Consider the following 22,490-nt stretch of genomic DNA (forward strand, 5'->3'; position numbering starts at 1 on the left):
TCAGACAGGAGGGATTTTATTTGGACAGTACTGTACAGACAGTGCAGGAGGTAGGAAACCAGGTAAGCCAGTATAAGCAGATGTTTGAGAATTATCTTCCGGACATCACAAAATTCGGAATCAAAGTTGTTCTGGCCATTGTTGCTTTCTGGGTGGGCAGCACGGTAATTAAATGGATCGTTAAGTTTGTTAGAAAATCACTGACAAAATCCAAACTGGATACAGGTGTGGCGCAGTTTATGTCATCCCTGGTCAAGATCGTGCTTTACATACTTCTGCTCTTTAACATATCTACAAGTTTTGGTGTGAAAGAATCATCCCTGGCAGCACTTCTTGGAACTGCCGGTGTTACTTTGGGTCTTGCATTGCAGGGTGGACTTTCCAACCTGGCCGGAGGAATGATGCTCCTTCTGTTCAAGCCTTTCCAGGTAGGAGACTATATCATTGTCAACGGACAGGATGGAAGTGAGGGAACCGTATCCAAGATCGAGATCTGTTATACAACCCTGTTATCTATTGATAACAAGCACATCGTGATCCCCAACGGTACTCTTTCCAATACGACCATCACCAATGTAACAGCCAGAGATCAGCGAAGACTGGAGATCAAGGTAGGAATCTCCTACAATGCAGATATCCAGAAAGCCAAGAATATCCTGGAAGATATTCTCACCGAAGATCCGGATACCAGAGAAGACGAAGAGATGGTGGTATTTGTAGACGAACTGGCAGAAAGTTCCGTGATCATGGGCTTCCGTGTGTGGGTAGACACGGACCGTTACTGGGAAACCAGATGGAGACTGAATCAGCGGATCAAGGAAGATTTTGATTATTATGGAATTGAGATTCCTTATAATCAGCTGGATGTGCATTTGCATAAATAAAAACAAAATTACTTTTGAAGAAAAAGCTCTTTTATATGGTGTGAAAACTGCTGTATGAAGGGGCTTTTTGTGGCTTGTATTGCGGACTTTTTTGTGTGAAAATATATACTAAGAAAAAACAGGGGGGATGGCAAATATTATGAAGATTATTAATTTTGGTTCTTTAAATATTGACAAGGTCTGCAGTGTGGAAGAATTTGTTCAGCCAGGAGAAACGATCATGGCAACGGGATACAGTGTCAATGCCGGTGGAAAGGGGCTGAACCAGTCAGTAGCAGCAGCCCGGGCAGGCGCGCAGGTATTGCATGCAGGAGCTGTTGGCAGTGACGGTCTTTTTCTGAAAGAGATCCTTGCAGATGCCGGTGCGGATGTTTCCTGTCTGCGAATGATGGATACAGAAAGTGGCTGTGCTTTTATAGAAGTAAACAGTAAGGGACAGAACCGTATTATTGTCAGTGCGGGAACAAACCGCATGTATACAGAAGAATATATCCAAAGTGTGCTGGAAAAAGCAGAAGCCGGAGATTTTGTGCTTCTGCAGAATGAGATCAATATGGTTGGGGAAATTATCCGTCTCAGTCATGAAAAAGGCTGCAGAGTTGTTTTTAACGCATCGCCAATTCCAAAAAATCCGGAAGAACTTCCGCTGGAACTGGTGGATATCTTTATGGTAAATGAACTGGAGGCAGCAGCTCTGGCAGGGACTTCCGCAGAAGGTGATTTCCGGGATATTTTGAAAGCACTTCAAAAGAAGTATCCAAAAGCAGCCATTGTTATGACACTTGGAAAAGACGGGGTTCTCTACGGATATAAAGAAGAATTTTATTCTCATCCGATATTTAAAGTAAATGCTGTAGACACAACAGCAGCAGGAGATACTTTCTGCGGATATTTCCTGGCAGCGCTCTGTGCGGGAAAATCAGTGGAAATGGCACTGAGAGAAGCATCGGCAGCTTCCGCAATGGCGGTTTCAGCCAAAGGCGCGGCACCTTCTATTCCGGTACACAGTGCGATGGAAGAATGGCTTCGTGGCAGATCATAGCAGCAGTTTTTATTGACAAATCAGTGCCACAATGCCATAATACCCCACAGAGATAGTATTTGGACTCAAAACTATACTCTGGCTGAAATCACTGGAATCTTATATTATAAAAGATAAGAGCCTGTATTAATGATATAAACAGGACTCAACATACAGGGAATCAATCAGAAGCGTTTCAGGGTCGAAGTGTACCCTGGAGCGCCTTTTTTTGTGTCACAGAAAATCATTCCCTGCAGGAAAGGACTTATATAAGATGACAATAGAGATGTTAAAAGGAAAGATCCACAGAGCAACCGTTGTCCAGGCGGAACTGGATTATGTGGGAAGTATCACTGTGGATGAAGAATTGCTGGAAGCTGCCGGAATACTGGAATATGAAAAAGTTCAGATCGTAGATGTGAACAATGGCAGCCGTTTCGAGACATACACCATTTGCGGAGAGCGCGGAAGCGGTATGATCTGCCTGAACGGAGCAGCAGCAAGATGTGTAAGCACCGGTGACAAGATCATCATCATGGCTTACGCAGGGTACGAGCAGGAAGAAGCACGTACTCACAAGCCTGCAGTTGTATTTGTAGATGAAGAGAACAAAATCAGCAGAGTGACCAATTATGAAAAACACGGACTGCTGAAAGATATGGCCTGACAGAATTTTGTAGCAGAAGAAATCAAGACACATACAGAAATAAGACGAAGGTGAATTCAGAAAAGAGGCTATCTCGAAATCTATAAAGAAAACCGGTCCCAGAACCGGAAAAGAGGAGAGAACAATGCAGGTAACAAAAACAGTAGAAGAAACAAGAAAACAGATCAAAGCGTGGAAAAAAGAAGGAAAAACTGTAGGCCTTGTGCCAACCATGGGATTTCTCCATGAAGGGCATGCAAGCCTGATCAGAAAGTGCAGAGAACAGAACGACATTGTAGTAGTATCGGATTTTGTCAATCCTACACAGTTTGGACCGACCGAAGATCTGGAAGCCTATCCAAGAGACTTTGAGCGTGACAGCAAACTCTGTGAAAGTCTGGGAGCAGACCTGATCTTCTGCCCGGAACCTTCCGAGATGTATCACGATCCCCACGCATTTGTAAGCATAGACACCCTGTCTGAAACACTTTGTGGAAAAACACGCCCGATCCATTTCAAAGGCGTATGCACCGTTGTGACCAAACTGTTCCACATTGTGGCACCGGACAGAGCATATTTCGGACAGAAAGACGCGCAGCAGCTGGCGATTATCCGCAAGATGGTGCGTGACTTAAACTTCGACATTGAGATCGTAGGCTGCCCGATCATCCGCGAGGAGGACGGACTTGCAAAATCCTCCAGAAATACATACTTAAGCCAGGAGGAAAGAAAAGCAGCACTCTGCCTGTCAAAAGCAGTAAAACTGGGACAGGAAACCATTCACACAGGAATCGCCGCAGAAGAACTTCTGGGAAAAATGAGAGCAGTAATCGAAGCAGAGCCTCTTGCAAAAATTGATTACGTTTCCATGGTAGATGCACTTACCATGCAGCCGGTTGAAAAAGCAGACCGGGATGTTCTCGTAGCAATGGCTGTTTACATCGGAAAAACAAGACTGATCGACAACTTCAGCTACGAGGTATAATATATGGAAAAAATCTTAAAAAAAATCGGAACCATCAGCAGCTTTGCATCCAGATATATAGGAATCATTATCATCGCCTTTTCCTGCCTGGCCTTTTTCTGGCGGGATGGATTTTCCTGGATGACGAATTATACGTCGGTATTTCTGGGCGTGATCATGTTTGGAATGGGACTTACCATACGGATGGAAGACTTCCGGGCTATTTTTTCCAGACCAAAGGAAGTGGTGATCGGTGCGGTGGCTCAGTATACCATTATGCCGGTGATCGCCTGGCTTCTGTGTAAGGTGATGAACCTTCCGGCAGATCTGGCCCTGGGAGTGATCCTGGTAGGTTGCTGCCCGGGAGGAACGGCCAGCAACGTAATTACCTACATTGCAGGAGGAGATGTGGCCCTTTCTGTGGGAATGACCATTGTTTCCACACTGGCTGCGCCACTGATGACGCCGTTTCTTGTATATGTCCTGGCAGGCGCCTGGGTGGAAGTATCTTTCTGGGCGATGGTACTTTCTGTGGTAAAAGTAATTCTGATACCAGTTCTTCTGGGAGTCTTTCTTAGAAGTCTTACTGGAGAGCATGTGGATAAGGTATCGGATGTTATGCCGCTGGTATCAGTTGTGGCCATTGTCATGATCATTGGAGGGATCGTGGCAGTAAATGCAGAAAAGATCGTAAGCTGCGGAGTTCTGGTTCTGGGAGTTGTGTCCATCCACAATTTCTGTGGCATGATGCTGGGACTTCTTGCTGCAAAAATATTCCATGTGGAGTATGCAAGGACAACTGCCATAGCTATTGAAGTGGGCATGCAGAACAGCGGCCTGGCAGTTTCGCTGGCAGCGGCCAATTTTGCGGCCAATCCGCTGGCAACACTTCCGGGAGCGATCTTCAGCGTATGGCACAACATTGCAGGTTCCATTTTTGCGGGAATCCGCCGTGCCGGAGCAGAACGTCTGGCAGAACAGAAAGGGAGCTGTGAACTGCCAGAGGAGTGCGTCAGATAAAAGAATCAAGTGAAAAACAAAGGGGAGTTTTATATCACTTATAAAAAGACAGTGTATGGAGAAATCTGTACACTGTTTTTTGCTGGACAATAATACAGAGGAAGTTTTATAATGAAAATCAGATATAACCATTAGATTTGCAGGGGATCTGGAAGAAGGAGAGAGGTATGAAAAAGAAAAAAAACAAGGCGCCTTATATTATCATAATGGCAGCAGCAGGTGTTCTGTGGGCTTTGGTCATTGTCATGATTGTTGTGCTGGGAGTGCCGGATAAGGTCAATGCGGCGCGAGTCGGAAAACAGATTGATCTTGGAAACAAATATCTGGCAGAAGCCAACTATGATAAAGCAGAAGTGAAGTTTGCCAAGGCGTTGAAAATCAGCCCGAAATCGTCAAAAGCAGCCACTGGAATGGCCAAAGTATACAATAAGAAAAAACAGCCGGAAAAGGCAGTGAAATACCTGAGAAAAGCCAGCGCAAATGTGACAGACGGAGAAGAAGCAAGGGAAATTCAGTTGGCCTCCAAAGAGACAAGGTCACAGCTGGCCGTACAGAACAAAACTACATATAATCTGGAACTGAACCAGATTGACCAGACGGTTAATACGGTCATAAATCATACGGATAATACGGTAATCGTTGTGAAGAAGGATCCTACAGTGACACCTACGCCGGAAGAGAAAGGTGATCCCGGACGTGACCGGGGTGGCGATGATGGAGACGTACATATGGGTAAAGTAACTATAAGCCCGGCTCCAGGTGTAACGGGTGAACCAGATGTGACGGGTGATCCGGACGTGACAGGCGATCCGGATATAACAGGTGATCCGGATGTGACAGGTGACCCGGACGTAACAGGAGAACCAGATGTAACGGGAGACCCAACCGTAACAGCAGAACCAACAATAACAGAAGAACCGATCGTACAGATCATCGACCCGACAGGTAAACCGATCATAACAGGTGAAGCGAATCCGACAGAAGATCCGTCAGAAGAACCAACCGTAACCGAAACACCGGAGACAGGAGATGACGCAGAGGAAACACCAGATCCGGGAGAAGATACGGACACAGGCGATAATGCCGGGGACACCGAAGTCGACGGAATTCCGGTGGCAAGGGAAGATGGAGAAGATACGAACACATCCGGAACAGAAGAAACCGGCGAAGATTCCGAAACATCTGGAACTGATGAAAATTCTGGAACTGATGAAACATCAGGAACCGATGAAACATCCGGAACAGAAGGTACATCAGAGACAGCCGAAACACCTTCTGGCACCGGAGATCTTCTGGAAGATTATGTAAACAATACACTTGCGAAAGAACTTCCACCTGTCAGCTGGGCAGATACACAGATTCCATTTACATACGGGGAGACATCTGCTTCCGCTCTGACCGGACGTCTGGCAGAAACAAGGGGAGACCTGGACGGAGACGGAGCAGAAGAACTTCTTGTAGTGGAGGTAAAGAGCGGAAGTCTGGGTTTCCGAATTTATAAGGAAGAAAACGGAACCGTGGAATTAAAGACTTCCCAGATGACATCAACAGGAATGAAAACCCCGATGGAAAGCCTGTCCTATGGAAATACACAGGACTGTTTCCTTATGAATTATCAGGGAAAAATTGAAATCGGTTTTGCAACCTGGTGTTATGGATATGATTCCGGTGATGAAACACCGGAGGCAGCAACTGCTGTTGAAGTTTATCAGGTAGAATCTGACGACAGTGTAACTCTCTGTGCTTCCGGTTCTGTTACAAACGGACAGGGACAGGATAGTCTGGCTGCCAGCCTGCAGCCATCCGGCCTTACAGGAAGCTGGAACAGCAGTAATGCAGAAGCATTGCAGGCACGTGGATATGCAGAAAATCCATATCAGGATCTCAGTGATATTCCGGATCCTCTTGGAGATGGATTGTCCGGTACAGAGGGTTGTACCGATCTGGCGGTTCTGACTGTAAAGATGCCGGCAGGAAGCGGAACTCTCACAGCAAAAAGCAAATAGGACGGTTGCCAGAAAATGCAGAAATATATCGACAATACATACGAGATCATAGAAAAAATCGGAGCTGGAAACGGTGGCACGGTATATAAGGCGTATCACAGAAACCTGAATAAATATGTAGTCCTGAAAAAAGTCAATACAGATATCCAGGATCTGATGAATACCAGGACAGAGGTAGATGTGCTTAAAAATCTGAAACACACCTGCCTCCCGCAGGTATTCAACTTTGTGGAAGATAATGGCAGTGTTTATACGGTTATGGAATTTATTCCCGGAAAATCTTTCAAGCAGTACCTGGATGCAGGAACCGTATTTCCGGAACGTTCTATTATTATCTGGATGAAACAGATTGCAGCAACCCTGGCATATCTTCATAATCAGAATCCGGCGGTGATTCACAGCGACCTGAAGCCCGGAAATATTATGCTGATGCCGAATGGAAATATCTGTCTCATTGATTTTAATATTTCCTTCAGTCTTGGAGGCGGAGCTGCGTATGTAACCGGATATACTCCGGGGTATGCGCCGCCGGAGCAGATCGCGGCAATCCGGTATAATGAACGTGAAACGGATCGTTTCCGCTGGAAAAAAATTGACAGAAGAGCGGATATATACAGCCTGGGAGCGACAATCTATCACCTTATTACAGGAAGCAAGCCTGTTATGGACCAGAACGGACGTGTACGGCCATTACTGGAATTAAAGCCGGAAACAGACAAGACACTGGCTGCGATTGTGATGAAATGCCTGGAACCAGACCCTGAAAAAAGATATCAGCGTGCAGAAGAGCTCTATGCGGATCTGAATAAGCTGACTGAAGATAACACCGGGCCGAAAAAAACACACATGATTGCAGGAATTATAGCAGGCTGCTTAGTTATGGGTACAGCGGTTCTTCTGGTCGGATATAATCAGATCGATAAAAAAAGACAGGCAGATTATAAAGAAGCAGTCTCAAAAATGGAAGAGAGCATCAGCGATGGCAATTATGAAGATCTGGATACCTGGTATCAGAAGGCAATCCGGATTTATCCGGACAAAGCAGACGCTTATCTGGATAAAGCAGAGGCTCTTAACCGTGAAAAGAAATACAGGGACTGTGTTAAATATATCAATGATACCATTCTGGCTGATTCAAAAATAAAACGGGATATTTCTCTGGACAGTGTCTATTATCTTCTGGGAGATTCCTACTCTCAGCTTGAAGAGTATGAAAACGCATCCAATGCATATGAATCGGCCATCCGCATTAATTCCGAAAATGGAAGTTATTACCGTGATTATGCCATTGCGGAAGCTTACTGTGGAAACACAAACAAGGCAGAAGAACTTCTGAATGAAGCAGCGGACAAAGGCCTCAGCACTGCGGATGTTTCTTATGTAAAAGGAGAAATCCAGTACAATACCGGAGATTACAGCAGCGCGGAAGAAATTTTCAGGGACTGTGCCGAGAACAGCAGAGATTCCTATATTCAGATGCGTTCTTATATCATGGCTGTAAAATGCATGGATAAGCAGAACGACAGCATTGACAGCAAAAAACAGCAGGCACAGTTCCTGGAAAAGGCAAGGAAAGAACTTCCGTCAGAAAATAACATCGGAATACTGGAAGAACTGGCACAGGTATACAGTGATCTTGGCGCAGACACCGGAGATTCCGGTTATTATCAGAGCGCACTGGAGATTTTTGACCAGATTGAATCCCGTGGAATGGGAGACTACGATACGGCATGTAATATTGCAGTTCTTTACCAGAATATGGATGACTATGCCAATGCACAGAAAAAACTTCAGGAAATGCTGAAAACTTACGGAGAAGACTACCGCACTTACAAAAACCTGGCTTTTCTGGAAGTAGCAGTCCAGGGGAAAAAAGCAGAAGATACAAGAGACTACAGCAAATTTCAGGAATATTATAAGAAGGCAAAAGAACTCTATCAGGAACAGCTGTCTTCAAATGCCAACGATATGGAAATGGACAGAATGGATGATCTGTACCAGCAGGCAGTACAAAGCGGATGGATACCCTGAATGTCTAACAGGGAGGGAAAGTATGAGAAAAAAGAAATATATCATTGCAGCGCTGTCTGCAGGAATGTGTTTATCTGTCATTCCGGGAAGTACAGTATCAGCAGAAAAGCAGCAGGCAGATTCCGGAATTTCGTCGGTTGTTAATAATGCTTCCGATGCAGTCAATGTGGTATCTCAGATAAGCGGACTGGGATATATGGGAAATCAGAGTTATGTTCGCAGTCTTCACAGAAACGAAGATAACAGTTCCGGTCTGGTTCCGGATACAGACAGCGGAATCCTGGCGGCATTTCCGAAAGATTTTGACGGGGATGGCAGCCCGGAAATTTTTGCCGTTATCTATGATGGCAGAGTGCATTTTCAGATGCTGAGAAAATCAGGAGAATCCTGGGAGATTACTTCGGATCAGGAAATCGTCAGCGCTTCGGAGTATCAGGAGTTCGATTACAGCAGTCTTGATGAAAGATGTGTAAAAGAAGAGGATTCTGTTTTCTTCCGGAAGTATAAGGGAAGTTATGAATTTTATTACGAAGCATACGATGAAGGCGTGATCGCAACAGGACAGGAATGGTTTTTTAAAGGAGTTCGGCTGGAAGATGGAAATTTAAATCCGATTGATGAGACGGACAGCCTTTATTTCAGCGGATCGCCCATTGATATGTTCTGGGAAAATTTTGAGGGAGAAGCCGGAGATTCCATTGATAAATTCTGTTCTCTTGGCTTTGCAAGTCCGAGAGTTTTCTTTGAAAATATGACGGTAGACGCCAATTCTGAATTGTATCCGATTTTACGGATGACGAAAGGTACGGCTTGCTCACCTTCAGGTCTCAATCAGTGGATGGCAGATCCTTCCGAAGATATTCAGGATGGATTTACCTGTACGGTGGAAGATAAAACAGGAGAAATACCGGAGAATATTGAGGAATTTTCAGGTGGAGGCACTTCTACAGAGCAGAGCAGTTCCACATCAGATTCCTCAGAATACATACTGCCGGATGTTAATGTCAGATATCTCAGCGCAGATGAAATTGCAGGGTTAAGCCTGGATGATATCCAGAATGCAATCAACGAAATCTTTGCCCGCCACGGAAGAGCATTCCAGACTGCAGAGATTGCGTCTTATTTCCAGGCAAAAAGCTGGTATCACCCGGATGCGTCCAAAACAGATGATCAGATTACCGCAGAATTCAACGAGTATGAAAAAGCAAATGAAAAACTGCTGGAAAACCGAAGAGATGAATTAAGCGGTACGCATGGAAAATAGCCAGCACAGTAATCAGGTGGTATTCCGAGGAAAATGGAAGCTTAGATATGGAACGAGAAAAAACAGAGTATAAAGATCTGGTCCGGGAACTGCAATAATTTTTTTCAGGATTCCACGGAGAAACTGACAGCCGGAGATCTGTGTCTGATTGCTCCGAATGTCAGACACGGAATTCTGGCGGTGGAGGATGACAGCATCATTCTGAATATTCTGATCCGCCGCAGTACATTCATGGACATCTTCTATAATACAGTCCGTGATAAAACCCAGATTTCCAGTTTTTTTGTGGGGAATCTGTATTCCCGGGAAAAAATTCGCTACCTTCTTTTTCATACGAAGAATGATACGGTTATCCGCAATTACATTCTGGATATGTACAGAGAGCAGAAAACAGGTGACAGTTTTTCGGACAGGATTATCTGCAACATTCTTACACTGTTTTTTGTGGAGCTGACGAGACGCCACGGAAACAATGTGAGTATTCCGGAAAGCAGAAGAGACCGGACACACCGAGCCAGTACAGAAGAAAGAATAAATAAAGTCAATTAAATTGATTATTTCAGACCATGGAAGCAACTCCGACATTCCGCTATGATGTAGATAAATAAAAAAACATCCATGCAGAATAAAAGGAGGAGAGCAGTATGAAATATGATGATACATATTCCATGATCGGAGCAATAATCAATCAGGGATTTGAAACTCAGTTTGAAAAGGAACGGAAGAAAAAAGAAAAGCGCCGGAAATATTTTCGAAAACTGCTGGCCTTTCTGGCACATCAGGGTAAAAGATTCAATTGCAGAAATCATAAAGAAACGATCTGTACATGTATGGCGGACTGTGGGGAGAGAGCATAAGAAAAATCAACACAGTTCAGGTTTTGTCGAAAGAAAAAGTCATAAAATGCAGAAATGCGGTTTACAAATTTTTTCTGTTATACTATAATAATCTCATGGACGACAAAAGTCCCCAACATATGAAAACAGGGGGGCCCGCTGAAGCGAGCTGAGAGTAGACTGTAAATGTCTTGACCCATAACCTGATTTGGATAATGCCAACGTAGGGACATATGCACGAAGGATTCTTAAAGATACAGAAGATCAGAGAGTACAGAAGACATTTTGAAGTACACAGGATTTTCATTTAAGTACGAAAGATTAAGAGCCGGCTGTTGTAATGCATACGCGTTGCGACAGCCGGTTTTTTGTGTATTTTCCAAAATCAGACATCAGATGTTGACACGAAAGGAGATTTTTTTACATGAGAAATTATAGTACACAGATGGAAGCTGCCCGTAAAGGCATCATCACACCTGAACTTGAAGTTGTAGCCAAAAAAGAGAGAATGACAACAGAGGAACTTCTTCCACTGGTAGCATCCGGTAAAGTCGTTATCTGTGCAAATAAAAATCATAAATGTATTGATCCGGAAGGTGTAGGTTCCATGCTCCGCACCAAGATCAATGTAAATCTCGGTGTATCCAGAGACTGCAAGGATTACGATGTGGAAATGCAGAAAGTTATGGAAGCTGTAAACATGGGCGCACATGCCATTATGGATCTGTCCTCCCACGGAAACACCATTCCATTCCGCCGCAAACTGACAAGCGAGTGTCCGGCAATGATCGGAACGGTTCCGGTTTATGACTCCGTTATCCACTATCAGAGAGACCTTGACACATTGACAGCCAAGGATTTCATCGATGTAGTAAGACTTCACGCACAGGATGGCGTAGATTTCGTAACGCTTCACTGCGGAATCACCAGAAAAACTATCGACCAGATCCGCAACCATAAGAGAAAAATGAACATCGTTTCCAGAGGAGGTTCCCTTGTTTTTGCATGGATGTGCATGACAGGCGAGGAGAACCCGTTCTATGAATATTATGATGAGATTCTTGACATCTGCCGTGAGTATGATGTAACCATCTCCCTTGGAGATGCATGCCGTCCGGGATGCCTGGCTGATGCAACAGATGTATGTCAGATCGAGGAACTTGTACGTCTTGGCGAGCTGACCAAACGTGCATGGGAAAAAGATGTCCAGGTTATGGTTGAGGGACCGGGACACGTTCCGCTTGATCAGGTAGAAGCAAACATGAAAGTGCAGCAGTCCATCTGCCAGGGTGCACCGTTCTATGTATTAGGACCTATCGTAACAGACGTTGCACCGGGATATGACCATATCACATCTGCAATCGGCGGCGCAGTAGCAGCTATGTCCGGAGCTGCATTCCTCTGCTATGTAACACCGGCAGAGCATCTTGCACTTCCGAACCTTGAAGACGTGAAACAGGGAATCATGGCTTCCAAGATTGCTGCACATGCGGCAGACATTGCAAAAGGTGTCCGCGGAGCCCGTGAGATCGACGATAAGATGGCAGATGCCAGAAGAAAGCTTGACTGGGAAGCGCAGTGGGAATGCGCTATGGATCCGGAAACAGCCAAACGTATCTGGAATGACCGTAAACCGGAACATGAGGATACCTGCTCTATGTGCGGTAAATTCTGTGCAGTACGAAGCATGAACAAGGCACTTGCAGGAGAACATATCGATATTCTGTAAGAAAATGAAATGCAGATAAGCATGTAGCACAGTATACCTATTTTCGGGATATCCGGCAGCCAGCCGAGTGCTGACGGGATATATTGTTTCGCTGCAATATAATATAGAAGAAACTGGAATGTCAGAGCCGTCCATGTTTTGGGTAAGATATCACAACAGGGCGGCTCTTTTTCCATGTAAAATGTCGTCCACATGACGAAAAAAGTACATGCTACATATGCAAAGTGCTCAATAATCCATGCAGAAGGATTGGATAATCCATGTATTTTTTGTGTCCAAATTGTTAAAATAGCATCATCAAATAACGGAGAACGTCAAAATAAAGGAGGACGAAACATGAAAAGAAAGATGCTCAGTATTCTGCTCTGTGCAGCAATGATGGGAACAACATTGGCAGGTGCAACAAGCGTACTTGCAGCTGACGACAAAGATTCCGACAGCAAATGGGAGTACAAGGAGGCTACTCTTACGTTCCTGATTGATTCTGATACAGCATCTGCCGGATATCAGGCAGTATTTGATCTCTGCGAGAAAGAGACAGGTATCCACATTGAGACAGAGCTTCGTGCATCAGGCGGTGACGGAGACAACCAGGTAAAAACAAGACTTGCTTCCGGCGAGATGACAGATCTTTGTGGATACAATTCAGGAGCTAAGCTCAACGAGCTTGATCCGGAGAGCAACTTTATCGACATTTCCGGCGAAGAGTGGGCAAGCCGTCTTGACGATACATTTGCATCTGCAGTAAGTGCCGGATCGGATACTGCAGTATATGGTGTTCCGCTTACAGCTACAAACCTCGGATGTATCCTTTATAATAAAGACCTTTATGAGGAATATGATCTCGAGGTTCCGGATACATGGGAAGATTTCCTTAAAAACTGTGATACACTGAAAGATGCTGGTGAGACAGCAGTGATCGGATCTCTTGGAGATTCCTGGACAATTCAGGTTCCATACCTTGGAGATCACTACAATGTACTTGCAGCAGAGCCGGATTTCTCAGAGAAATTCGAAGCTGGTGAAGCTAAATACGCTACAACAGAGGCTGGTCTTAAGAGCTTCCAGAAACTTGCTGACCTTCAGCCATACTTTAACGAGGATTACACAGCAACTACATACGCAGATGCATGCGATAAGCTTGTAAACGGCGAGGGTGCTCACTGGTTCATCCTTTCTCAGGCACTTTCCAGCATCTATGAGCTCTACGGAGACGATGTAAATAAGATCGGTGTTATGGGTGTTCCGGGAGATGATGCTGACAACCATGGCCTTACAGTTTGGGAGCCAACAGCTATTTACGGAAACGCTAACAGCGACAAAAAAGATGATATCTTAAGATTTATGGAGTTCTATACATCTGATGAGGCACTTGACGCATTCACAGAAGCACAGAAACCAGACGGCCCATATTGTATCAAAGGATATGAGCTTCCGGATGACGCATATGACGGAGTTAAAGAGGCTCAGGAGAAATACTTTGACACAGGAAAAACAAATGTTGCAATGGAGTTCCAGACATCTGTAAAAGGAACAAACTGCGAGTATATCTGCTCTGAGGTTGCAACAGGACAGTCTACAGCAGAGGAAGCTGCAAAGGCTTACGATGAGGACTGCAAGAAACAGGCAACACAGCTTGGACTTGATTGGAAATAAGTAAATGTATGTCGGCCGCCTGTGTTTCAGGCGGCCAGCTTTAATGTCAGCCAGACATCTGGAAATCGGAAAGGAAATGAAGCATGAACAAAAAGAAAATATACAGTTTATGGTTTCTTCTTCCGGCAGTACTGATTTTTGTGATCTTCTTCATCATCCCGATGGTGACATCACTGTTTTTCAGCTTAACTGTATGGGACCTGAAATCATTTACATTCTGCGGCCTTGATAACTATAAAACATTCTTCAGTGAAAACTCCTTAAGTATATCTGTAAAAAATACGTTGATCTATGCAGTTCTTACAAGTGGACTGAAGGTGATCATTGCATTCTTTATCGCTTTGTTCTTGACAAGTAAGATCAAAACAAAAGATTTCTTAAGATCTCTTGTATTCTTCCCGAACCTTGTCAGTGCGGTAGCAATCGGTATTATTTTCAAAGCACTGATGCATCCGAGCAAGGGACTTTTCAACACAGTTCTTGCAGCTATTGGAATTTCCGGACCTAACTGGCTGGGTGATACACATCTTGCCCTGTTTTCCGTAATTGCGGTTGATGTATGGAAGGGTGTCAGCATTTCCACAGTAATCTTTATTGCAGGTATCACATCTATTGATTCCAGCTATTATGAAGCTGCTTCCATTGACGGTGCAACCCGCTGGCAGACCATCCGAAACATCGTAATGCCACTGGTCCGCTCTTCAACAAATACCATTATCACACTTTCCCTGATCGGCGGACTTCGCTGCTTTGACCTGATCTGGGCTATGACAAAGGGTGGTCCTGGATTTGCAACTGACGTACTTGCATCCGTTGTTTACAAGCAGTATGCGGCAGGGTTCTTCGGCCTGTCTACAGCAGGAAACGTTATCATGTTTGCGGTAATTGCGATCATCGCATTCCCGCTTCAGAAGTTCCTTAACAGCAGGGAGGTGTACAACTAAAATGAAAAAACAGAAAAGACTTACCTTATTAGGAGACATCCTTGGATGTGTTTTCGGTATTCTCATTTTTGCAGTACCGTTTATCTTCATGCTGATCAATGCACTGAAGGACAGAAAAGAAGCAAACCTTCTGAGACTTTCCCTTCCGACGGAGTGGATGTGGAGTAACTTCAAAGAAGTATTTTCCGCAAATAATTATCAGATCATCACAGCATTTAAGAACAGTATCATCCTTACGATAGGATCCCTGATCGTGTTGATCATTGTAGGATCCATGGCAGGTTATGTTCTTCAGAGAAGATCTGACAGACCTGTAAAGATCGTGGATACACTTGTTATGACAGGTCTTATGATCCCTCCTGCGATCCTTCCTACCATCTGGGTTATGCAGGGACTTCATATTTACAAAACCATGTTTGGTATGATCATGGTTGAGACAGCACTTCAGATTCCGTTTACCATCATGCTTTACAAGGGATTTATGAATACGATCCCGGTAGAGCTTGAGGAGGCCGGATATATTGACGGTTGTACGAGAAGCAATCTGTTTGTAAAGATTATTTTCCCTCTTTTGAAACCGGTTACCTCCACGATCATTATCCTGAATGCGGTAACGATCTTCAATGACTTTACAAACCCGCTGTATTTCCTTCCCGGAAATGACAACGTAACAGTTCAGCTTACTCTTTACAATTTCATGGGAAGATATTCCAGTTCCTACAATCTGCTGTTTGCAGATGTACTGCTTATCACCATTCCAATGCTGATCCTCTTCCTGTTCTTCAACAAGAAGATCGTAGATGGTATGGTAGCCGGAGCTGTCAAAGGCTGATGTAAAACAGGTTACCAAATATGCAAGATCAGTTTTGTATGGTAAGATTTAAGATGCCGTGCAACTGGGAAAAACAGATACTCTGCTGTACAGGCGGGGTATCTGTTTATTGCTATATACAGATGAAATGAGAGGTGTTCTTATGAAATTCCGTACAAAACTGATCCTAGGTTTTTCTGTTGTAATATTCTTTATATCTGCAATTCTGGGAGTGGTCTGCTATAACTTTAATTCCCGGAGATTATCAGAAAAAGCTGCTCAGACTTTAAAATTTTATTCCAGACAGACGTCTGCTAATGTTGATTTTACCGTGGATTCCATGAAGCATGTGACAGACTATATCTTGTCAGATCCGGATATGCTCAATGCTATGAAGACTTTGCCGAAGTGCTATGGCAAGAATACCGTCAGTAAGGCTATCGAGCATAATGATCTTTTGGATACACTGAGTTCCGGGCTCACTATGTATTATGTAAACAGTAATTTTTACAGAGTTATTATTTTTAATGAGTCAGGTGATGTGGTATCCAGTACAAATACAGGGGAAAGAATTACCAATAAGGCAAGGAATACATCCGATATCAAATGGCTGGATTCAGCAGCCAGAATGCACGGCAAACCGATCCTGATAGCACCACATATGGATGGCTGGGGAATACGAAAAAGCGAGGAAGTTTTTTCCCTGGCAAGAAAAGTTCAGGGCGGAGATTTCGGATATATTGAAGTACAGTATGCTACGGATGAACTGAAGGCTATATTTGAGGTTCCGGATTCCGATATTAAAGTTGTGGCGTTTCTTCCGGGAGGAGAAGTATTGTATCAGTCCGAGGGACTGACCGGCGATCTGGTAAGCTACATAAAAAAACATCCGGAAGTAACAAAAAAGGATTCCATTACTGTTTCTTCAGACACAAGCATGTGGGCATCAGCATCAGAGATATCCGATAATTATGGAATCCGTGTAGTTGCCCTGGAGAAAAAGACAGAGATCGTTGCGGGCATGAAAGAGGCTGTGATGATCGCTCTGGGAATGGCTATAGGCTGTTTTGTGATCTCCATGGGTGTGGTAATCTTTATTGCCAGTAAGCTTTCCAGGCCGTTGACTGCGTTAAAGGATCAGATGGAAAATACGGGAATCGAGAATATGGATGCAGAGCTTGCAGTTCCGGATACAGATGATGAAGTGCGGGCAGTCGGAATCGCATACCAGAACCTGATGCGTCGACTGAACGAATCCATTGTAAAAGAAAAACGAATGTCCCTTCTGCAGCTGCAGGCCCAGTTTGATACCCTGCAGGCCCAGGTCAATCCGCATTTTCTCTATAATGTGCTAAATGTGATTTCCAGCAGAGGTGTGATGGACGGAGATGAGGAAATCTGTGAAATCTGCGGATGTCTGGCAGCAATGTTACGGTATTCCACAAGTACGAAGGAACGGTATGCCACAGTAGAAAAAGAACTGGAGTATCTTGACCGTTATATTTTCCTTCTGAAATCCAGATATGAACATCGTCTGGAAGTGAAGGTGGACTGCGAAGAATCCGTAAAACAGGAACAGCTTCCCAAGATCGTGTTGCAGCAGCTGGTAGAGAACAGTATACAGCATGGATATAATAACAGCAAAAATATCATGAAAATTCAGGTAAAGGGCTGGCGTGATGAAACCGGCTGGTACTTTGAAGTCCGGGATAACGGACAGGGGGCAACAGAAGAAGTACGTGAAGAATTAAACGAAAAAATGAGAAAAATCCGGGAAAAGATTATGTCCAGGGGAAGCAGTATAGAGATGGAAATCGGCGGAATGGGGCTGGCAAACACCTATGCAAGAATGTTTCTTCTGTACAATGGAAAAGCGGTATTCCGGATACGCAACATGGAAGAAGGATTAAGTGTCATCATAGGAGTATCGGAAAAGGAGGAAGGAACCGATGTATCAGGTGATGGTCGTTGATGACGAGCCTATGGCAGCTAGTCTCATTGTCAACATCATAAAAAGAAAATACAGTGATTTTGAGATTATGAGAACCGCCTATGACGGAGAAGAAGCGCTGGAGCTGATGGAAGAAAAAGGAGAACCGGATGTTCTGATTACAGATATTCAGATGCCGGTGATGAATGGCCTGAAGCTTGTGGAAGAAACAAAAAAGCGTTATCCGGAAGTGATCAGTGTCATTGTCAGTGGATATCAGGAATTCGAATATGCAAAACAGGCTATCGCATTTGGGGTGTGCGATTATATCCTGAAACCGATCGTGCCTTCGGAATTTTCCAAACTGATTACCAGAATAGAGGAAAAGCTGAGGCAGAAATATTATAAAGAACGAAACACACTGATGCACAAAATGGTAAATGAGATTCCCATAGATGAAAAAACACTACGGAGATATTTTCAGTCAGAATGTTATTACGGGGCCATTGTAAGACTGAACGGGCTTCCCAGCCGTTATGGGGAACGGGGAAAAAAGGAAGTCTTTTCAGACATCAATGAGATGATGATTGCGTATGGACGTGATACCCAGGAAACGCTGTATCTATGTCCGGGCGAGCTGGTCAGTGATGAAGATTATGAGCAGATGATACGAAGGCGTATTGGGAAAGAACAGCCGGAAGCTGCATATGTGACGTCTGTTATCCGGCAGAAATCCGTTCCTGCAGCACAGATTGGAGAAATGGTGCGTGAGCTTTACCGGAAGCTGGATTCTTCTATTATCCTGGGAAAAAATCAGACATTGATCCTGGAGGAAACCCCGTCGGCGAATCCAGGCGGAAGACCTGGAAAGGACTACGAATATCTGGAAGAACTGGAATATCTGGCGGGTAAACAGAAGTACGACCGGCTTCAGAAAGATACGGAATCGCTGATTCACAGATGGGTGCAGGAGGAACGTCCTCAGCTGTGGATTGAAGGGCGTGTGCGGCAGATTGGTTATCTGCTTCAGCGCTACGATGCAGGAAACCGGGATTACCGGGAATCGGAATTTCTTATGGATGATATTTTTTCCACCGCAGAAAATGTGGAGCAGCTTTGCACCGGAATTTCCGATATCTTTTTCAAGGATGTAAAAGAAGATCCGGCATCCACACAGAAAACAGATACGGAAGAATATTTTGAAAGTGTGAAAGAGTACATCCGTAAACATATGTCGGAGCAGTTGTCTCTGCACAGCGTAAGCAAGGCCGTAGGAGTTTCGCAGACATATTTGAGCAGGCTTTTCCGAAAATATGAAGATGCGTCCTTTAATACTTATCTGACGTCGCTTCGCATGGAGAAGGCGAAAAAACTTCTTCTCAGAGAAGAGAAGATGTATGTGAAAGATGTGGCAGAAAAAGTGGGATACAAAGACCAGTTTTATTTCAGCAGGATCTTTTATTCCTACACCGGTGTAAGGCCATCGGAATATGTGGAGAAAGAAAATTTTGGGATCATATAAAAAATGGAGGATGAAGGTATGCTATATCACAATGGGGAAAAACTGACAAAAGAAAAATTTCAAAATCCGGGAAGCGAGTACCGGGCGGCTCCGTTCTGGGCATGGAACTGTAAGATGACAGAAGCCGAGATCGACAATACGCTGGATGCCCTGAAAGCGATGGGCATGGGGGGCGGACATATCCACTGCCGTACAGGAATGGACAATCCTTACATGGGCGAAGAGTTTCTGAATCTGGTAAAATATTCCTGGAAAAAAAGCAGGGAAAAAGATATGCTGACCTGGCTGTATGATGAAGACCGCTGGCCATCCGGAGCAGGCGGCGGGCTGGTAACAAGAGATCACAAATACAGAATCCGTTTTCTGCTTTTTACTCCGGAGTGCCAGGACGGAAAGGAGATCGGAAACAGTGAGCTTCGCTCTTCCGGACAGGCGATCCGAAGCAATGAGCGCACATTCCTTGGAAGATATCAGGTACGGCTGGAGGATGGTTACCTTGCAGAGTATGAAAAGATCGATGAGGATGCGTCGCTGAAAGAGGGATTTCAGGAATGGTTTGCCTATCTTGAAGTATCCGGGGACAATCCCTGGTTTAACAATGAAGCGTATCTGAACACTCTGGATAAAGAGGCGGTAAAACGTTTTATCCAGGTAACCCATGAGAAGTATTATGAAAATCTGGGAGAGGAGTTCGGGAAAACCATCCCTGCCATCTTTACAGACGAGCCGCAGTTTTCCCATAAACAGTGCCTGGATTTTGCAGATGAGCGGATGGATGTGACCATTCCATATACCGATGATCTGGAAAAAACTTTCCAGGCTGCATATGGACACAGCCTTCTTAAGCATCTTCCGGAGCTGTTCTGGGAGCTTCCAGGAGAGGCGGTTTCCAGAATCCGTTATGAATATCATGACCACATTGCAGAGCGTTTTGCAGATGCTTTTGCGGATACGGTGGGAACCTGGTGTAAGGAACATGGCATTGCCCTGACCGGACATATGATGGAAGAGCCGACTCTGGAAACGCAGACAGCGGCCCTTGGGGAAGCTATGCGTTCCTACCGTTCCTTTGAAATTCCGGGAATTGATATGCTCTGTGACAGAAGAGAGCTTTCCACCGCAAAACAGGCGGAGAGCGCGGTGCACCAGTTTGGAAGAGAAGGAATGACAAGTGAGCTTTATGGTGTTACAAACTGGGATTTTGATTTCCGGGGCCATAAGCTTCAGGGGGACTGGCAGGCAGCTCTGGGAGTAACAGTCCGTGTACCACATCTGACCTGGACTTCCATGGCAGGCGAGGCAAAACGTGATTACCCGGCTTCTATCAGCTACCAGTCACCGTGGTATAAAGAATATCCCCTTGTGGAAAATTATTTTGCAAGAGTTAATACAGCCCTCACAAGAGGTGTGCCACATGTGAAGCTGGCAGTGATCCATCCGGTAGAGTCTTACTGGCTTTTCTGGGGACCAAAGGAACAGACAGCACCGATCCGTGAGGAGATGGATGAAAACTTTATCCATATGATCGAATGGCTGCTTTATGGCACTGTTGATTTTGATTTTATTTCAGAATCTCTGCTTCCGGATCTGAATCAGGGACAGGAAGAGGAAAAACTTCTGAAGGTGGGAGTAATGAAATATGATACAGTTCTGGTACCGAACTGCCTGACACTTCGAAGCTCTACTTTGGAGATCCTTGAGAAATTTAAGGAAAGAGGCGGCCGGGTGATCTTTGCAGGACAGCTTCCGAAATATGCAGATGCCTATCCGTCAGACAGAGAGGTGCGAAGCTGGCAGAGAAGTGTGAGACTGTGGCATTCAGTAAGTACCGTCTGCTGGAGGCAGTAAAGGATGCAAGAGATATAGAGGTTCTGGAGGCCGACGGAAAACCTTCCACGAATCTGATTTATCAGATGAGGGAAGAAGGCAAAAACAGATGGCTGTTCCTCTGCCATGTAAACCGCACGGAAAAAGTTTCCGATGCCTGCATTATTATCAACGAGCTGCAGGAACGTAAGAAAAGTCAGGATCTTCCAAGGGAGGAAAAACTCCGCATCCGTATCTGTGGAACATGGAATGTGACCGTATATGATGCAATGACCGGTGAAATTTATCCGGTGAAAGCAGAGTACCATAAAGGGGACACCATTCTGAAGCAAAGCATGTTTGACCATGACAGCCTGCTTCTGTGGCTGGAATCTGCAGATGAAAAAACAGAGTCCGAAAAAACGGACAGCACAGAGAAAACAGTAATCCATGAACTTCCGATCTCAGATCAGGTGGAGATTGTCCGCAGTGAACCGAATGTAAGTATTCTGGATCTGGCTGAATATGCTTTTGACGGCGGGGAGTGGCAGTCGGAGGAAGAGATTCTCCGCATTGACAATCAGTTCCGTGAGAAGCTGGGATATCCACTTCGTATGGAGGCGTTTGCACAGCCATGGACCAATGACAGGGTGGAAGGATTCGAACATACTTTGTCCCTGCGCTTCCATATTCATACAGAAGCTCTGATGGAAGGAACTTTCCTTGCCATGGAAAATGATGAGAAAACAAAAATATTCCTGGATGGGAAAACTGTGGAAAACCGCGCGGAAGGATGGTATGTAGATCACTGTATCCGCAAAGTTCCGCTTCCGCAGATGGAAGCAGGAGAACATGAGCTGGTTGTGGAGATTCCTTATAATTCCAAAGTGAATATTGAAGCAATGTTCCTGCTGGGAGAGTTTTCCGTGAAAGCTGTGGGAAGAGACCAGGTGCTGGATGCAGTGAGCCACAAGGCAGCCTTCAGTGACCTTACCGTTCAGGGTTATCCGTTCTATGGTGGAAATGTGACATATAAAATTCCATTTATCAGCAAAGGCGGAGAAGTAAATGTACGGGCAAATCTGTTCCGCGCACCGGTTATGAAGGCTTCTGTGGATGGAAAAGAAGCGGGGTATATTGCATTTTCTCCTTATGAGTTATCTCTTGGTGAACTGCCGGCAGGAGAGCATCTCCTGGAGCTGACTGTATTTGGAAACCGGGTGAATACATTTGGAACCTTACACAACTGTGATCAGAAAGAAGACTGGTATGGACCAAATGCATGGAGGACAACCGGCGACCTCTGGTCCTATGAGTATCAGATAAAACCGTCAGGCCTTCTGAAAGCGCCGGTTCTTGCAGAGAAAAATTAAGGCTTGTAATTATAAAAAGAGCGCGTTATAATAAATCAATAAAAAGA

18 protein-coding genes are annotated in these 22,490 nt (G+C 44.7%); all 18 read left to right on the forward strand.

Features of this window, described 5'->3' with window-relative positions:
- The first annotated feature begins 20 nt into the window (after window positions 1–20).
- The 18 genes from KQI39_RS03990 (at window position 21) to KQI39_RS17280 (ending at window position 22,443) form a co-directional block, all read left to right on the forward strand.
- Entirely contained in the window at window positions 21–884 is an 864-nt protein-coding gene (locus tag KQI39_RS03990; protein ID WP_330653938.1) for a mechanosensitive ion channel family protein, read from the forward strand.
- Between the two features lie 139 nt (window positions 885–1,023).
- Entirely contained in the window at window positions 1,024–1,926 is a 903-nt protein-coding gene (locus KQI39_RS03995) for a ribokinase (protein WP_216416729.1), read from the forward strand.
- A gap of 253 nt (window positions 1,927–2,179) precedes the next feature.
- Complete coding sequence (gene panD / locus KQI39_RS04000) at window positions 2,180–2,572, forward strand: aspartate 1-decarboxylase (protein WP_216416732.1); 393 nt, start codon at window positions 2,180–2,182, stop codon at window positions 2,570–2,572.
- Between the two features lie 124 nt (window positions 2,573–2,696).
- Window positions 2,697–3,536, forward strand: coding sequence for a pantoate--beta-alanine ligase (panC, locus tag KQI39_RS04005; protein WP_021977422.1), 840 nt, complete (start codon window positions 2,697–2,699; stop codon window positions 3,534–3,536).
- A gap of 3 nt (window positions 3,537–3,539) precedes the next feature.
- Entirely contained in the window at window positions 3,540–4,535 is a 996-nt protein-coding gene (locus KQI39_RS04010; RefSeq protein ID WP_216416734.1) for a bile acid:sodium symporter family protein, read from the forward strand.
- Window positions 4,536–4,702: 167 nt separating this feature from the next.
- Window positions 4,703–6,541 (forward strand): tetratricopeptide repeat protein, encoded by a 1,839-nt coding sequence (locus KQI39_RS04015; RefSeq protein ID WP_216416738.1) that lies wholly within the window; start codon window positions 4,703–4,705, stop codon window positions 6,539–6,541.
- Window positions 6,542–6,556: 15 nt separating this feature from the next.
- Window positions 6,557–8,572, forward strand: coding sequence for a serine/threonine-protein kinase (locus KQI39_RS04020; protein WP_216416741.1), 2,016 nt, complete (start codon window positions 6,557–6,559; stop codon window positions 8,570–8,572).
- Window positions 8,573–8,594: 22 nt separating this feature from the next.
- A complete protein-coding gene (locus tag KQI39_RS04025) occupies window positions 8,595–9,836 on the forward strand; it encodes a YARHG domain-containing protein (RefSeq protein ID WP_216416744.1) in 1,242 nt (413 codons plus the stop codon).
- A 180-nt stretch (window positions 9,837–10,016) separates the two neighbouring features.
- Window positions 10,017–10,385, forward strand: a complete 369-nt coding sequence (locus tag KQI39_RS04030) for a hypothetical protein (protein WP_216416746.1) — start codon at window positions 10,017–10,019, stop codon at window positions 10,383–10,385.
- A 95-nt stretch (window positions 10,386–10,480) separates the two neighbouring features.
- Complete coding sequence (locus KQI39_RS04035) at window positions 10,481–10,693, forward strand: hypothetical protein (RefSeq protein ID WP_173761999.1); 213 nt, start codon at window positions 10,481–10,483, stop codon at window positions 10,691–10,693.
- Window positions 10,694–11,096: 403 nt separating this feature from the next.
- Window positions 11,097–12,401 carry a phosphomethylpyrimidine synthase ThiC gene (thiC, locus tag KQI39_RS04040; RefSeq protein WP_173762000.1) on the forward strand — a complete coding sequence of 435 codons (1,305 nt, stop codon included), beginning with the start codon at window positions 11,097–11,099 and terminating at the stop codon, window positions 12,399–12,401.
- A 336-nt stretch (window positions 12,402–12,737) separates the two neighbouring features.
- Entirely contained in the window at window positions 12,738–14,057 is a 1,320-nt protein-coding gene (locus KQI39_RS04045; protein WP_216416749.1) for an ABC transporter substrate-binding protein, read from the forward strand.
- 83 nt (window positions 14,058–14,140) lie between these two features.
- Window positions 14,141–15,001 carry a carbohydrate ABC transporter permease gene (locus tag KQI39_RS04050; protein WP_119239679.1) on the forward strand — a complete coding sequence of 287 codons (861 nt, stop codon included), beginning with the start codon at window positions 14,141–14,143 and terminating at the stop codon, window positions 14,999–15,001.
- A 1-nt stretch (window position 15,002) separates the two neighbouring features.
- Complete coding sequence (locus KQI39_RS04055) at window positions 15,003–15,833, forward strand: carbohydrate ABC transporter permease (protein WP_216416752.1); 831 nt, start codon at window positions 15,003–15,005, stop codon at window positions 15,831–15,833.
- 142 nt (window positions 15,834–15,975) lie between these two features.
- Window positions 15,976–17,784, forward strand: a complete 1,809-nt coding sequence (locus KQI39_RS04060; protein WP_216416755.1) for a sensor histidine kinase — start codon at window positions 15,976–15,978, stop codon at window positions 17,782–17,784.
- Window positions 17,762–19,264: a response regulator gene (locus tag KQI39_RS04065; RefSeq protein ID WP_216416758.1), complete on the forward strand. Its 1,503-nt coding sequence runs from the start codon at window positions 17,762–17,764 to the stop codon at window positions 19,262–19,264. Before KQI39_RS04060 ends, KQI39_RS04065 begins: the two co-directional genes overlap by 23 nt.
- Window positions 19,265–19,282: 18 nt before the next feature.
- Window positions 19,283–21,112 carry a glycosyl hydrolase gene (locus KQI39_RS17275; protein ID WP_253293057.1) on the forward strand — a complete coding sequence of 610 codons (1,830 nt, stop codon included), beginning with the start codon at window positions 19,283–19,285 and terminating at the stop codon, window positions 21,110–21,112.
- Window positions 21,076–22,443, forward strand: coding sequence for a hypothetical protein (locus tag KQI39_RS17280; protein ID WP_253293058.1), 1,368 nt, complete (start codon window positions 21,076–21,078; stop codon window positions 22,441–22,443). The genes KQI39_RS17275 and KQI39_RS17280 overlap by 37 nt, the downstream gene beginning before the upstream one ends.
- Window positions 22,444–22,490: the final 47 nt, after the last annotated feature.

The organism is Blautia sp. MSJ-36 (genome assembly GCF_018917985.1).
GTDB lineage: Bacteria > Bacillota > Clostridia > Lachnospirales > Lachnospiraceae > Blautia_A.

Excerpts from the sequence above, each read along its gene's own strand:
- KQI39_RS04015 (WP_216416738.1), top strand. The coding sequence starts at position 4,703 with ATGAAAAAGAAAAAAAACAAGGCGCCTTATATTATCATAATGGCAGCA.
- KQI39_RS03995 (WP_216416729.1), top strand. The coding sequence starts at position 1,024 with ATGAAGATTATTAATTTTGGTTCTTTAAATATTGACAAGGTCTGCAGT.
- KQI39_RS04010 (WP_216416734.1), top strand. The coding sequence starts at position 3,540 with ATGGAAAAAATCTTAAAAAAAATCGGAACCATCAGCAGCTTTGCATCC.
- panC (WP_021977422.1), top strand. The coding sequence starts at position 2,697 with ATGCAGGTAACAAAAACAGTAGAAGAAACAAGAAAACAGATCAAAGCG.
- KQI39_RS04025 (WP_216416744.1), top strand. The coding sequence starts at position 8,595 with ATGAGAAAAAAGAAATATATCATTGCAGCGCTGTCTGCAGGAATGTGT.
- KQI39_RS04065 (WP_216416758.1), top strand. The coding sequence starts at position 17,762 with ATGTATCAGGTGATGGTCGTTGATGACGAGCCTATGGCAGCTAGTCTC.
- thiC (WP_173762000.1), top strand. The coding sequence starts at position 11,097 with ATGAGAAATTATAGTACACAGATGGAAGCTGCCCGTAAAGGCATCATC.
- KQI39_RS04035 (WP_173761999.1), top strand. The coding sequence starts at position 10,481 with ATGAAATATGATGATACATATTCCATGATCGGAGCAATAATCAATCAG.
- KQI39_RS04050 (WP_119239679.1), top strand. The coding sequence starts at position 14,141 with ATGAACAAAAAGAAAATATACAGTTTATGGTTTCTTCTTCCGGCAGTA.
- panD (WP_216416732.1), top strand. The coding sequence starts at position 2,180 with ATGACAATAGAGATGTTAAAAGGAAAGATCCACAGAGCAACCGTTGTC.
- KQI39_RS04060 (WP_216416755.1), top strand. The coding sequence starts at position 15,976 with ATGAAATTCCGTACAAAACTGATCCTAGGTTTTTCTGTTGTAATATTC.
- KQI39_RS04045 (WP_216416749.1), top strand. The coding sequence starts at position 12,738 with ATGAAAAGAAAGATGCTCAGTATTCTGCTCTGTGCAGCAATGATGGGA.
- KQI39_RS04055 (WP_216416752.1), top strand. The coding sequence starts at position 15,003 with ATGAAAAAACAGAAAAGACTTACCTTATTAGGAGACATCCTTGGATGT.
- KQI39_RS17275 (WP_253293057.1), top strand. The coding sequence starts at position 19,283 with ATGCTATATCACAATGGGGAAAAACTGACAAAAGAAAAATTTCAAAAT.
- KQI39_RS04020 (WP_216416741.1), top strand. The coding sequence starts at position 6,557 with ATGCAGAAATATATCGACAATACATACGAGATCATAGAAAAAATCGGA.